The 14443-nt window shown below is 51.9% G+C and carries 11 protein-coding genes and 1 tRNA gene; 6 read left to right on the top strand and 6 right to left on the bottom strand.

Annotated features, from left to right (window positions below):
* Nucleotides 1-261: 261 nt before the first annotated feature.
* Nucleotides 262-825: a DJ-1/PfpI family protein gene (locus KP80_RS14595; protein ID WP_052284379.1), complete on the bottom strand. Its 564-nt coding sequence runs from the start codon at nt 823-825 to the stop codon at nt 262-264.
* 385 nt (nt 826-1210) lie between these two features.
* Here KP80_RS14595 and KP80_RS14590 point away from each other — a divergent pair, with 385 nt between their 5' ends.
* From KP80_RS14590 to KP80_RS14570, 5 genes are all read left to right on the top strand, one after another.
* The gene (locus KP80_RS14590; RefSeq protein ID WP_052284378.1) at nt 1211-2317 is read left to right on the top strand and encodes an agmatine deiminase family protein; all 1107 of its coding nucleotides are present in this window, start codon (nt 1211-1213) and stop codon (nt 2315-2317) included.
* A 154-nt stretch (nt 2318-2471) separates the two neighbouring features.
* The gene (locus tag KP80_RS14585; RefSeq protein WP_052284377.1) at nt 2472-3323 is read left to right on the top strand and encodes an aldo/keto reductase; all 852 of its coding nucleotides are present in this window, start codon (nt 2472-2474) and stop codon (nt 3321-3323) included.
* A gap of 25 nt (nt 3324-3348) precedes the next feature.
* Nucleotides 3349-4338, top strand: coding sequence for an aldo/keto reductase (locus KP80_RS14580; RefSeq protein WP_052284376.1), 990 nt, complete (start codon nt 3349-3351; stop codon nt 4336-4338).
* Nucleotides 4339-4439: 101 nt separating this feature from the next.
* Nucleotides 4440-5951 carry a diguanylate cyclase DgcJ gene (gene dgcJ, locus KP80_RS14575; protein ID WP_231625930.1) on the top strand — a complete coding sequence of 504 codons (1512 nt, stop codon included), beginning with the start codon at nt 4440-4442 and terminating at the stop codon, nt 5949-5951.
* A gap of 367 nt (nt 5952-6318) precedes the next feature.
* Nucleotides 6319-8208: an enterotoxin gene (locus KP80_RS14570; RefSeq protein ID WP_052284375.1), complete on the top strand. Its 1890-nt coding sequence runs from the start codon at nt 6319-6321 to the stop codon at nt 8206-8208.
* Nucleotides 8209-8249: 41 nt separating this feature from the next.
* On the opposite strand, the gene KP80_RS14565 is transcribed toward KP80_RS14570, so the two are convergent.
* From KP80_RS14565 to proB, 4 genes are all read right to left on the bottom strand, one after another.
* Complete coding sequence (locus KP80_RS14565) at nt 8250-9827, bottom strand: FAD-NAD(P)-binding protein (RefSeq protein WP_052284374.1); 1578 nt, start codon at nt 9825-9827, stop codon at nt 8250-8252.
* A gap of 185 nt (nt 9828-10012) precedes the next feature.
* A tRNA-Thr gene (locus tag KP80_RS14560) sits at nt 10013-10088 on the bottom strand.
* Nucleotides 10089-10201: 113 nt separating this feature from the next.
* The gene (gene proA, locus KP80_RS14555) at nt 10202-11452 is read right to left on the bottom strand and encodes a glutamate-5-semialdehyde dehydrogenase (RefSeq protein ID WP_052284373.1); all 1251 of its coding nucleotides are present in this window, start codon (nt 11450-11452) and stop codon (nt 10202-10204) included.
* Between the two features lie 10 nt (nt 11453-11462).
* Nucleotides 11463-12566, bottom strand: coding sequence for a glutamate 5-kinase (gene proB, locus KP80_RS14550; protein ID WP_052284372.1), 1104 nt, complete (start codon nt 12564-12566; stop codon nt 11463-11465).
* Nucleotides 12567-12850: 284 nt separating this feature from the next.
* On the opposite strand from proB, the gene phoE reads away from it, so the two are divergent.
* A complete protein-coding gene (gene phoE, locus KP80_RS14545) occupies nt 12851-13936 on the top strand; it encodes a phosphoporin PhoE (protein ID WP_052284371.1) in 1086 nt (361 codons plus the stop codon).
* Nucleotides 13937-14023: 87 nt separating this feature from the next.
* Here phoE and crl read toward each other — a convergent pair whose 3' ends face one another.
* Nucleotides 14024-14425, bottom strand: a complete 402-nt coding sequence (gene crl / locus KP80_RS14540) for a sigma factor-binding protein Crl (protein ID WP_052284370.1) — start codon at nt 14423-14425, stop codon at nt 14024-14026.
* Nucleotides 14426-14443 lie beyond the last annotated feature (18 nt).

The following is a 14443-nucleotide window of genomic DNA, read 5'->3' as shown; positions in this document are numbered from 1 at the left end:
TCGTCGGCAGCGTCAGATGTGTATAAGAGACAGGAGCGTCAGATGTGTATAAGAGACAGGCATAATCCTTTGTTGGCTAAAAGGCTGACGCCCAAAATAGCAGTGACGTCAGGGGCATGAATAACATCATTAATAAATTAATCGCATCATGTCTAGCCAGTTCCCGTCTTTAATTTCATAAATAAGACAATGTGAAGCTGAGCCCAAAGTAGCAGTCCAGATAGCAGCTCCGGTATACCTGTGGATATACCGGGTTCATATTTATTTCATTAAGACTTCAACAAATTTCGCCAGCCACTCAGGATGCGCAGGCCATGCCGGGGCGGTAACCAGATTGCCATCGACATGCGCCTGGTCGATGCCAATGTCCGCGTAGTGCCCACCGCTCAAGCGAATTTCAGGGGCACACGCCGGATAGGCACTGCAGGTGCGGTTAGCCAGCACGCCAGCAGCGGCTAAAAGCTGAGGGCCATGACAAACAGCGGCGATAGGTTTGCCCGCCGAGTTGAAATCCTGCACCAGCTTAATCACCTGCTGATTAAGTCTTAAATACTCTGGCGCGCGTCCGCCAGGGATCACCAGCGCATCATAATCCGCCGCCCGCACCGCGCTAAAATCCGCATTCAGGGTAAACCGGTGCCCCGGTTTTTCGCTGTAGGTCTGCGCACCGTCGAAGTCATGAATGGCGGTTTGCACAAAGTCACCCGCGCTTTTATCCGGACAGACTGCATCAACGCGGTGGCCTAACATCTTCAGTGCCTGAAAAGGCACCATGGTTTCATAATCTTCGACGTAATCGCCGACCAGCATCAGAATCTTTTTCATTAATCTGCCCCGCGAGTGATGATAAAAATGAGTGTTTACGGCCCCTTTTTACTATAGCCAACGCGGCCGACTGCATTATTTGACACGCTATAATTTCAGTAAAATATTCGGTTCGATCACATTCTGCGAGGATTGGCTCGGGGAAAATCGGCAGATAAATATAAATTATATATAAATATATAGTTGAGAATTTTTAATAACAGCTAAAAAACCGCTACTAATAAACCCGAGGCAATTGCATCTTATATCCCCCGTGTTATATTCCGCCTGAAATAGAGCACTCTGTTACTATTAATAATTTAATAAAGCAACAGCACTTATTTTTTATCATCTATTATTATTGCATTCATCGTTAATCCGGTGAATAAACATAAAAGGTATTTCTATGTTAACAAGACGTTCTTTCGTCAGGCACGGCCTGGTGGCCTCTGCGGGTATGCTGATCGCAAGCCAGATGGGCTTTAGCCGATTTGCCCGCGCTGCTAAAAACGATGGCTGGCTCATGCCGGACGAAGGCGCGCCCCACTCGGCTACCTGGATGGCGTTTGGCGCCAGCGCAGATATCTGGGAGCCGCATCTGCTGCCGATCGTTCAGGGCAATCTGGCGCTAATCGCCAAGTCCATTGCCGCATTTGAACCGCTCAATATGCTGGTGCGCGAAGAGGATTACGACCTCGCCGCCCGCCTTTGCGGCCAGACGATCAACCTTTTGGTGCAGCCAATTGACGATTTGTGGATACGCGATACCGGGCCGGTCTTTGTCCGCAACGCACAGGGTGAACTCGGCGGTGTTGGCTTTAATTTTAACGGCTGGGGCGATAAACAAGAACATGCGCAGGATGCCGAGGTTGCAGAGTTTGTGTGCGGGCAGTCCAGGGCCGAATTTATCCGCTCAACGCTGATACTTGAAGGTGGCGGAATTGAAGTCGATGGCGAAGGGACGGCGATCATTACCGAGAGTTGCGTGCTCAATGCCAATCGTAACCCCGGCGTCAGCAAAGCCGAATGTGAACGCGAGCTAAAACGCCTGCTGGGGCTGGAAAAAATCATCTGGCTACCGGGGATTGCGGGTAAGGACATTACCGATGGTCATACCGATTTCTATGCCCGTTTCACCCATCCAGGCACAGTAGTGGCGGGGCTTGAGCTGGACACATCCTCGTTTGATTACGCCGTGACCCGACGTCACCTGGACATTTTACGCGCGGCCTCGGATGCAAAAGGCCGACGCTTGAACGTCGTGACGCTGGAGGGGCCATCGACTATTCGACAGACCTACGCCAGCGATGATTTCGCCGCCGGTTATATTAATTTCTATGTCTGCAACGGCGCGGTTATCGCGCCTGAGTTTGGTGACACGCGCCGCGACCGCAATACCCGCGCCATTTTGCAGGAGCTGTTTGCCGACCGCGAAATCGTGCAACTGAATATCGACGGCGTTGCCGCCGGTGGTGGCGGCATTCACTGCGCCACGCAGCAGCAGCCGCGCTAGCGCAAAGTAAAAGGGAATCCTGGTGGATTCCCTTCGTAAAACGATAAAACAGGATTAATGAATTAATCTAATAAAGGCTAGCAAATTGCCCCACCTAATCGAATAAATCCCTTTGCGTTATCCTTCTTCCACACAACAGCAAAAGGATAACGCCATGCAAACGGTCACCCTGAACAACGGTATTGAGATGCCCCTGCTGGGGTTTGGCGTATTTCAGATGACGGATGCGGCCGAATGTGAGAAAGCCGTTATCGACGCCATCGAAACGGGATATCGCCTGATTGATACCGCCGCTTCCTATCAGAATGAAACCCAGGTGGGGAATGCACTGAGAAACAGCGGCATCGCGCGCTCCGAACTGTTCGTCACCACCAAACTTTGGCTACAAGATACCCATTATGAAGGTGCCAAAGCGCAGTTTGAACGTTCGCTAAACCGCCTGCAGCTCGACTACGTCGACCTGTATCTGATCCACCAGCCCTACGGTGATGTCCACGGGGCCTGGCGGGCAATGGAAGAGTTGCAGCAGGCGGGAAAAATTCGCGCTATTGGCGTCAGTAATTTTCACCCTGACCGGCTGGCCGACCTGACTGCCTTTAACAAGATTGTCCCTGCGGTGAATCAGATTGAAGTGAACCCTTTCAATCAGCAGCTTCACGCCGCACCGTGGATGCAAAGCCACGGCATTCAGCCGGAAGCCTGGGCGCCATTTGCCGAAGGTAAAAACGGCCTGTTCCAGCATCCCGTATTAACGGCGATAGGTAAGAAGTATGGCAAAACCTTGGGGCAAGTCGTCCTGCGCTGGATCTTCCAGCGCGGCATCGTTTCGCTAGCGAAATCCGTACGCAAAGCGCGTATGGCGGAGAACATCAATATTCTCGATTTTGCGCTTAGCGATGACGATATGCGGCGTATTACCGCCCTGGATACCGCCACCAGCGCCTTCTTCTCTCACCGCGATCCGGCGATGGTGGAATGGCTGACCGGTCGCAAACTCGACGTTTAAAACACGCCCAAGGGGAACTAATTCAATGCAAAAACGTTATTTGGGTAAATCTGGGCTCGAAGTTTCAGCACTTGGACTCGGCTGCATGGGGCTTAGCCACGGCTACGGCCCGGCAACCGATCCGCGTCAGGCTATCGAACTCATTCGCGCCGCCGTCGAACGTGGCGTCACCTTCTTCGATACTGCGGAAGTGTACGGCCCCTATTTGAATGAAGAGGTGGTCGGCGAAGCGTTAAAACCGCTACGCGACCGCGTGGTCATTGCCACCAAGTTTGGTTTTACTTTTGGTGACGATAATAAGCAGCAGATTTTGAACAGCCGACCTGAGCATATCCGTCAGGCCGTCGAGGGGTCGCTTCGCCGCCTGAAAACCGACGTTATCGATTTACTGTACCAGCACCGCGTCGACCCGGAAGTGCCGATTGAAGATGTTGCCGGGACGGTGAAAGACCTGATTGCGGAAGGTAAGGTCAAACACTTTGGCCTTTCCGAAGCGGGGGCACAGACCATTCGCCGGGCGCACGCCGTACAGCCAGTGACGGCGTTACAAAGCGAGTATTCCATGTGGTGGCGCGAGCCGGAGCAGGAGATCCTGCCGCTGCTGGAAGAGCTAGGTATTGGCTTTGTGCCGTTTAGCCCGTTGGGTAAAGGCTTCCTGACAGGGTCGATTACCTCTGGCACCACCTTTGGCAAAGATGATTATCGCCGCACGGTGCCACGCTTTGCAGCGCAGGCCATTGAAGCCAATGAGAAACTGGTCACCTTGTTGGGGCAACTGGCAGCCGAAAAAGGTGTGACATCGGCGCAAATCGCGCTGGCGTGGCTGCTGGCTCAAAAACCGTGGATAGCGCCGATTCCTGGCACCACGAAGCTGCACCGACTGGAGGAAAATCTACAGGCCGCAAACCTGAAGCTATCTACGCAGGATTGGCAGCAGATTACCCAGGCGTTGGAAACGATACAAATTGTCGGTGCCCGCTACACACCGGAGCATCAAGCTCGGGTAGGCAGATAAACGAGAAATGCTGACTCCTCATCCTTTCGTATCAGGACAAAATATTGATTGGTGTTATACTTTGCCCAGCTTAGAGGTGGTGCAACAGGGAGTTAGCCATTTTGTCCCGACAAAAATATATCAGTGCGATGGTGTTGATCGTCGTGTGTACGACTGCGCTTTTCATCGCACTGGCCACTCGCGAAGCACGCGATTTACAGAACTATATGGGATATATCGTCGAGAACGGTAAATCTGCGCTATTCCATGAAGAGTCGATTAATCAGAATATCGCCACCCGACTTTCGCGCGAATTTTATAGCCGGACCTATTCAGCCACCGCTAACAATCCAAACAGCCTCTGCCAGCATCTTGAGAAAGAAGGCAAGATTTACGGATTCAATCTGCTGAAAAAGAATATCAATGATCTGGAAGGCACGCTGCAGACCCACAATAAGGCCTGCGAAGATTGGGCCCGAGATATTGGTGCACTGTCGATTATCCATGCTTCGGAGAGCGCCAATTTATCGAAATACAGTTTTTCGAACTATACCGGCTATACCTTCCGCAACATTCGCTACTACATCGATCTCTCTCATCGCTATATCTATATTAATCATCTTGTTAACACTAAAAACTATACTTTCCGCAACTGGCTGATAGGTGATAATGGCAGCATTAATATCGCACACAGCGCCCGCACGATTTCTATTGATGAAGACGCACTCGACGATTTGATTAAGGGTGAAAGTACGCTGTCCCATATCTACCAGGACGGTTACACCCACAACAATATTATCAGCATGCTCACGCCTGTTTTTCTCGGCGATAAAGTGAAAGGTATTCTGATTACGGATATCAATATTAGCGATCTGGTAGTGTCATTTAAGACCATCGATCGGCCATTCTTGTGGAAATTCCTTTCACTGTACGTCACCGATAATAAAACCGGCGCGCGTATTATCTTCCATAAGCCGCATCTTAAATCCTTTTATATGATTGGTGGCGAGGATTCGTTAACCCGGAACTACACTCTTCACCTCAAGCTGGATGCTATCTACGTTATCACCACCAATTTATGGCTGCTTTTACTTTACGTAGCGGGAACCTGGATACTGTGTCGCTATGCACGCAAGCAATTGAGCCGACAAGAATCACTTTCCCGGGATAACATCACCGATGCCATGACGGGGCTCTATAACCGCAAAGTCATTAATCCCGAGTTAGAGCACAAGCTTCAGTCGCTGGTTGGCCGAAATATCCCGGTCACGGTTATCGCTATCGATAGCGATGGGCTCAAAAGGATCAACGATACGCTCGGTCATCACATGGGCGATAAATCAATTCAAACGCTGGGTCAGGCGCTGGGTAATGCCATTCGCAAAAGCGACTATGGCTTACGGCTGGGCGGTGATGAATTCAGTTTGATTCTTATCGATAATTCGCTGAACAAATCCCGCGATGTCATCGAGCGCGTAAACGAACAGCTGCTCGCAATCGACAAGGATAAACTGGTGGCATTTTCGTGGGGGGCGTACCAACTCCAGCCTGGAGATACGCTGGATGTGGCGATGCACAAAGCGGACGAATTGCTGTATCAGCACAAACGCAGCAAGTATGCGGACCGCGGGTAAAAAGACGGCATTGAGTTCCCTCCCCGTTTTTCCAATACAGAGCGCCTGTGAAGGTGCCCTGTACTACGGCCTATTGCGATAACCATTGCCCCATTCCACTGAGAGTATCATCGGCTACTTGTATTGCCCCCGACGCTGAGTCTTCCCTCTCCTTTCACTTAACCCGCCATACCTTTCATTGCATTGCTTTTGTGAATGAGATCAGAAAAACGAGATCTTTCATTTTATTTCTTTTGATAAATAACGCACATTCAAAAGCAATAAAACGAAAGCATGATACACAAAGAAGCTTCCGTATCATTACGCAAAACAGACCATTTCCCCGCCAGATGCACAGTCATAATTAAACGAAAAGGACCTGTAACTGATGAAAAATGTGTTCAAGATATCGATTCTCGCCCTGCTGGTGTCCAACGGCGCATTTGCGGCTAACTACGCGTTGAATAACGATAATATTGCCATCTCCTTTGACGATGCTAAATCTGAAGCCGTTATCAAAGATACCCACACGCAACGCCAGCTGTCGCCGCAGTCGCTGTTTTTCCTGACTCTGCCCGATGAAACCGTCATCAAAGCCGCAGACTTTAAAATTGCCCACGTAGAGCAGCGTGATAATGCGATCAAAATTGATTACGACCACCCGGACTTCAAGGTGACCGTGACGCTGAATTCGCTGAAAGGGAAATATGCCAGCATTGATTACACGGTCACGGCCGTCGGTAAGCCTCGCGATGTGGCCAAAATCACCTTCTTCCCAACCAAAGGACAGGCGCAGGCACCTTATGTTGACGGCGCAATTAACAGTTCGCCGATCGTAGCTGACTCCTTCTTCATTTTGCCGAATAAGCCGATTATCAATACCTATGCCTATGAAGCGACCACCAATCTCAACGTATTATTGAAAACCCCGATCCAGCCAGAAGCGCCGGTCAGCTACACCGTGATGTTCGGGACCTTCCCTGAAACTAACCAGCTTCGCCGCAGCGTTAATCAGTTTGTCGAGGCCGTTCGTCCGCGGCCGTATAAACCGTACCTGCACTACAACAGCTGGATGGATATTGGCTTCTTCACCACCTACACCGAGCAGGACATTTTGGGACGGATGGATGAGTGGAATAAGGAGTTTATTACTGCCCGAGGCGTGAAGCTGGACGCTTTCTTGTTGGATGACGGCTGGGATGACCGTACGGGCCGCTGGCTGTTTGGCCCAGCGTTCAGCAATGGCTTTAGCAAAGTGCGCGAAAAAGCCAACAGCCTGCACAGCTCGATAGGCTTATGGCTGTCGCCGTGGGGCGGCTATAACAAGCCGCGCGATATTCGCGTCTCTCACGCCAAAGAGTATGGCTTTGAAACCGTCGATGGGAAGCTGGCGCTCTCTGGGCCGAACTATTACAAAAACTTTAATGAGCAGATCCTCAAGCTCATCAAAGATGAGCATATTACTTCGTTTAAACTCGACGGGATGGGCAATGCCAATTCGCATATTAAGGGCAGTAAGTTTGCTTCTGACTTTGATGCCTCCGTCGATCTGTTGGAAAACATGCGTGAGGCCAATAAAGATCTGTTCATCAACCTGACCACCGGCACCGATGCCAGCCCATCGTGGCTGTTTTATGCCGATTCCATCTGGCGACAGGGAGATGACATCAACCTCTACGGCATCGGTTCGCCGGTACAGCAGTGGATGACCTATCGTGATGCCGAAACCTATCGCTCAATAGTTCGTAAAGGGCCGTTATTCCCACTGAACTCATTGATGTATCACGGCATCGTCAGCGCAGAGCACGCCTATTACGGCCTGGAGAAAGTGCAAACCGACGGTGATTTTGCCGATCAGGTGTGGAGCTACTTCGCAACCGGGACTCAGCTTCAGGAGCTGTACATCACGCCGTCAATGCTGAATAAAGCGAAATGGGATACGCTGGCACAGGCCGCGAAGTGGTCAGCGGCAAACAGCAGCGTGCTGGTTGATACGCACTGGGTGGGTGGCGACCCAACCGCACTGGAAACCTACGGCTGGGCGTCGTGGAGCAAAGAGAAATCGATCCTTGGCCTGCGTAACCCGTCCGATAAGCCGCAGCGTTTCTACCTGGATTTGAGTAAAGCGTTGGAAATTCCACAAGGAGAGGCAACGCAATTTACGCTCAAACCGATCTACGGCAGTAATAGCACGCTGCCTGAGAAGTATCAGGACGCCACGGTGATCACCCTGAAACCACTGGAGACGCTGGTGCTTGAAGCTAATCCCGTGAAATAAGCGAATAAGGCTGCTCACTCATGTGGGCAGCCAGTTTTCGTTTATCCCTGCGTTTTGTCTAATCCTTTGGCTATTGCCGTGCCTATTTGGGCGCAAACCACCAGCCCCTGCACAAACGGGCGCTCGTGCATCAGCCACGGCAACGCCGCAAAGGCGACTCTTCCCCGCGCGCTTTCCGGTTCCATTAGGCTGAAATCGTCACCAATAGAGGGGATTTCATTCCCGCACGCCAGCAGTTGCTCACGAAGCGAAGGAAACGGCAGATCTTTCGTTTTTAAGGCTTTCTGACCTCTGGCATCAATAAATACATCAAACGTATAGCGTTCTTCTTCTGTGATAATCGTCGTCAACTTATCCTCTACCGTCATCTCATAATCACGCCCTAGCGCCAGGATGCGAATAACGCCGGCGTCGCGCAGCGCCAGCAAACGGCGGATGGATTCCGAGGGAATTGCTGCATAGTTGTCGATAAAAACGCGTGCCAATCCATTTTTAAAACGTTTCCCATCTCGCTCATTTAAGTGAGGAACGATCGGCTCAACCATTTCATGCAATCGCAGGATGGTGTAACGCCATGGGACGGTGTGCTTTTCACGTTTATTGCGTTCCACTTCCTGCAGATTGGCCTGTGCCCATGCAAACGGATCGTGTTTTTTCCTGTCGGCAAACCAGGCATCGGCAAAGCTATCGGCATCACGCGATCGCAGCGCAATCTCCGCGCTCCACTGCGGGTCGGCGTGTTCCAGTTCGTCAGCAATAAGTTGAAAAACACGATCCAGCAGGCCGTCACTTCCCTGATCAATAGCCTCTTCAATAGCGCGTTCCGTCACGATGGCGAGCGGTTCATAAGGCAGCGGACAGTAGAAGTCGGCCTCCGGTAAAATGCCCGTTCGGGACATCAAACTGAGTTGTAGCCCCCTGCTTTCTGGGTGCAAATGGAATCGCGCCGTCTCTCCCTCGGATCGAATAAATACACCGTGCTGAATAACCACCGCCATCGCCGCATCCAGTCCGCTTAGGGAAGCCCCCATAATCCCGACCCGACTGGCCGGGATCTTTGCCTCCATCAGCCCCGTCCACGGGCTAGGGAAGAAATCGCGCGGCGTCTCATCGTCTTCCGGCCACAGATGGCCCGTGGCAAGCACGACATAATCAAACATCTCCGCCTCGCGACGATCGTCCACCCACACTTTGACGCCGTTCGTCGTCGTCCGCACATCCGTTACCTTGCTGGACTCCTTAACCTTGACCACAAATCCTGACTGCTGGGCTTTTTTCACCAGAGCCCGAAAACGATCGCGATAGTAATCCCCCAGAACCACGCGCGGTAGAAATTGCCGTTCATGCAGGGATTCACGCTCCAAACCCCAGCGAGCTAGCCAGCCGTCGCTCCGCTCGCGAAGCCATTCCAGATAGGAGATAAAAATGGGCGGTATTTCGATACTGGCAATATTTGCCAGCATCAGCGTCGCGTTATGGTCATCGTTATAAGGCATGCCAACCCCGGCCTCCTCCGCCTGCTCATAGACCGTCACCACAAGCGGTTCACCCCGTTCCAGCAATGCGTAAAAAGTGTAAATTCCCGTTGGCCCAGCACCAATAATGGCGATGTTTTTCATGGTTGTCCTAAATAAGAGGCATGCCATTAAGTCTGGTTGATAACGCGGATTGCGCCAGATATAGCGCTGAAATTTATAGGTACGGTTCAGACAGGATGAAAGGTTCGGATGATGGGGGGATGGGTGTAAATGATTTACACGGAATATTTTAAGGGCAGATGCTGTTGTTACTGATGGGTTTGAAATGGTGCCGATAAGAGGAGTCGAACCTCCGACCTTCGCATTACGAATGCGCTGCTCTACCAACTGAGCTATATCGGCCCTGCAAGAGGTGTTCACGAGCGTGAATCACGGGACAAAAGGTTAAGACTAACGGGGCGATGCGTCAATAGTCAGTTGAATCAACTGCCTGTTTTTGCATCGCCCGCTATCAATTACGCACGAATGGTATCTTCGCCGAAGCCGATCCACTTGTAAGTGGTCAGGGCTTCCAGCCCCATTGGGCCACGCGCGTGCAGTTTCTGCGTGCTGACTGCCACTTCCGCACCGAGACCAAACTGGCCGCCATCGGTGAAACGAGTAGACGCGTTAACGTAGACCGCAGAGGAATCCACTTCGTTGATAAAACGGTTGGCATTGCTCAGGGTGCGCGTCAGGATGGCATCGGAATGCTGGGTACCGTGAGCGCGGATATGGGCGATAGCGCCGTCCATGTCTGGAACGATAACTACGTTCAGATCCAGTGACAGGAACTCGTTATCAAGCTCTTCAGGTTTCAGGGCCACCAGCTTCGCCGGGCCTTTCAGCTCGCGCATGACCGTTTCATCACCGTGCAGCGTCACGCCGCTTTCCGCCATCTGCTGGCTTAACGCTGGCAGGAAACGTCCGGCAATAGCCTGATTCACCAGCAGTGTTTCCACGGTGTTGCAGGTACTTGGACGCTGCGTTTTGGCATTCACGATAATCTTCAGCGCCGGTTCAATCTCAGCCGTATCGTCAACGTAGATATGACAAACGCCGATACCGCCGGTGATCACCGGGATCGTCGACTGCTCGCGACACAGCTTGTGCAGACCCGCACCGCCGCGAGGGATCAACATATCGATGTATTTATCCATGCGCAGCATTTCACTGACCAGCGCACGATCTGGATTTTCAATCGCCTGCACTGCAGCTTCTGGCAGGCCGCACTCTTTTAACGCCCGTTGGATAACGCCAACCGTGGCGGCGTTGGTGCGATAAGTCTCTTTACCCCCGCGCAGGATCGCAGCGTTGCCCGTTTTCAGGCACAGCGCAGCAACATCTACGGTGACGTTCGGGCGCGCTTCATAAATCACGCCGATAACACCCAGCGGTACGCGACGACGCTCAATACGCAGCCCGCTGTCGAGCAGCCCGCCGTCAATCACCTGTCCAACCGGATCGGCCAGCGTGCAGACCTGACGGACGTCGTTGGCAATCGCCGTCAAACGCGCCGGCGTCAGTGCCAGCCTGTCGAGCATCGCTTCGCTCAGGCCGCCTTCGCGCGCCTGAGTCAGATCCTCGGCGTTAGCGCGCAGGATCTCATCGCTGTGAGATTCCAGATAATCAGCAATGGTTTCCAGAACCCGATTTTTTTCACGGCTGGAAAGCAGCGCCAGTTTGTAAGAGGCCTGCTTTGCCGCAATGCCCATTTGTTCCAGCATGTTGAACTCCTTATCGGGTGATCATGTCGTCGCGATGCACGGCAACGGGGCCGTACTCATAGCCGAGGATGGCGTCAATCTCTTGCGAGTGGTGCCCGGCAATCAGACGCAGCGCGTCGCTGTTATAGCGGCTAACGCCGTGCGCGATGTCCCGACCTTCAAGGTTACGAATACGGATCACTTCACCACGGGAGAAGTTACCTGTCACGTTTTTAATGCCTTTTGGAAGTAATGAACTCCCGCGTTCCAGAATCGCCCCGGTCGCACCGGCATCAACAATCAGTTCACCGGCCGGAGGTGCACCGAAGATCCAGCGTTTACGGTTCTCCAGAGGGGTGTCCTGGGCGTGGAAGCGAGTCCCAACGGAGACGTTCGCCATTACGTCACCAATCACGCCAGGCAGGCTGCCTGCGGCAATAATGGTGTCGATACCTGCGCGGCAAGCCACGTCAGCGGCCTGCAGTTTGGTCCCCATGCCGCCGGTGCCCAGGCCGGAAACGCTGTCGCCTGCAACAGCGCGCAGCTTGTCATCAATCCCGTAGACATCTTTAATCAGTTCCGCATCCGGGTTGCTGCGCGGGTCGGCGGTGAACAGGCCCTGCTGATCGGTGAGCAGCAACAGCTTATCGGCGCCAGCCAGAATCGCTGCCAGCGCGGAGAGGTTATCGTTGTCGCCCACCTTAATTTCGGCAGTCGCCACCGCATCATTCTCGTTAATCACCGGAACAATGTTGTTATCAAGCAGCGCGCGCATGGTATCGCGGGCGTTGAGGAAACGTTCGCGGTCTTCCATATCGGCGCGGGTCAGCAGCATCTGACCGACGTGAATACCGTAAATGGAGAACAGCTGTTCCCACAGTTGAATTAGACGGCTCTGACCCACGGCGGCCAGCAGCTGTTTAGAAGCGATAGTCGCGGGCAGTTCGGGGTAACCCAGGTGCTCTCGCCCGGCGGCAATGGCGCCTGAGGTGACGATAACAATACGATGCCCAGCCGCATGGAGCTGAGCACACTGGCGAACCAGTTCCACAATGTGCGCGCGGTTCAGGCGGCGCGATCCGCCTGTTAAAACACTGGTGCCCAGCTTGACGACCAGCGTCTGACTATCACTCATGATTCTCTGCCGTTAAATAGGAAAAAATGATACCAAACTCACGTTGTAGCAGGAGTCAGGCCGCTTGCCAACTGCCAGCATTGAAAGCGAGGGTTTTGTTGCGCGGGATCAGGCAGCCTAGGGGGGATTGTTGACAATTTTATGACAGATAAAATTAATCATACTTTTTTATATTTAATCGAACATTGTCATAAATTTTTAACACGCGAGGGATAAAAACGTTCCTGTTTTTTCACAGTGGTCTTTCACAGCAATTTTAGAACATAAAAAACCGGGATTAAGAAATGCAAAAAACTACGCTGGCATTAACGATGATGGGTATTATTGCGTCCTCTTCAGCGATGGCTGCTGAAGTATATAACAAAGACGGTAATAAACTGGACGTTTACGGCAAAGTCAAAGCCATGCATTACATGAGCGACGATTCAAGCTCCGATGGCGATAAAACATACGTTCGTTTTGGTTTCAAAGGCGAAACACAAATTAACGATCAGCTGACCGGTTATGGTCGCTGGGAATCTGAATTCTCCGGTAATAACGACGAAAGCACCTCTACGCAAAAAACGCGTCTGGCCTTTGCCGGTCTGAAAGTAAAACAGTTCGGTTCCTTTGATTACGGTCGTAACCTCGGCGCACTGTACGATGTTGAAGCCTGGACCGATATGTTCCCGGAATTCGGCGGCGATTCCACCGGCAAAACCGACAACTTCATGACCAAGCGCTCCAGCGGCCTGGCAACCTACCGTAACTCTGACTTCTTTGGCGTGATTGATGGTCTGGATTTAACTCTGCAATATCAGGGTAAAAACGATCGTAGCACCTACGCTACCGCCAACGGCGACGGTTTCGGCAGCTCACTGACCTATGATTTCGGCGGCAGCGACTTCGCCATTAGCGCAGCGTACACCAACTCCGACCGTACCAACGTGCAGCAGGCAAAATCTCTGGCTCAGGGCGGAAAAAATGCTGAGTCCTGGGGTACCGGTGTGAAATATGACGCTAACAACCTTTACCTGGCGATGATTTATACCGAAACACGCAATATGACCCCAATTAAAGGTCTGGTTTCTGCCGATCAAGGTTTTGCTAATAAAGCGCAGAACTTCGAAGCCGTAGCGCAATATCAATTTGATTTCGGTCTGCGTCCATCCCTGGGCTATGTACAGATGAAAGGTAAAGATCTGGACAACGGAATTGGCGACCAGGACCTGATGAAATATGTGGATGTGGGTGCAACCTACTATTTCAACAAAAACATGTCTGCATTTGTTGATTATAAGATCAACCTGATCGATGAAGATGCTGTGACCAAACGTCTGGCTATTATGACCGACGACGTTGTTGCGGTTGGTATGACCTACCAGTTCTAAGTGATTTATAAAAAAGCCTTCCTGATGGAAGGCTTTTTTATTGTCGTCATATAAAGGCCAGCGCACAGGCTGGCCTTTTTGCATCACTTATGCCGTACGCTTAATGGCTTCATTGGCAAAACCCTCAGCGGGTTCTAACGCCAGATCCAGCGTTTTCAGCAACTCTTTTGCCCGGTCATGAAAACCATTTACCGTTAGCTGCAGACGCTCAACGACCTCGGGATCTTTTATCGCCACAGCCTGCCAAACCCCATCTTTATCAAACAGGCCGAACTGGTAGCTGTAGGTAAAGCGCTTTTCCTGCGCTTCCATAATCATCCACCAGCCCCAGAATTCACGCTTCTCCGGTGCAGGCTTTACGTTAACGCAAACGGCCAGGCAGTCGAAAAAAAAGCGGTTGTCTTCACATTGTTCTTCGCGAATATAGGGGCCAAGCGCAGCGAATTTCTTAATCAGTCTACTCTTCGGGTGTCCACTCGGTAACGTCATTGCGATCTCCTTTAGTGA

This window comes from Kluyvera genomosp. 1, from assembly GCF_001266615.1.
Classification (GTDB): Bacteria; Pseudomonadota; Gammaproteobacteria; order Enterobacterales; family Enterobacteriaceae; genus Kluyvera; species Kluyvera cryocrescens_A.
The sequence above is the reverse complement of the archived record's forward strand: the minus strand, read 5'-3'. Positions and strand labels throughout refer to the sequence as shown.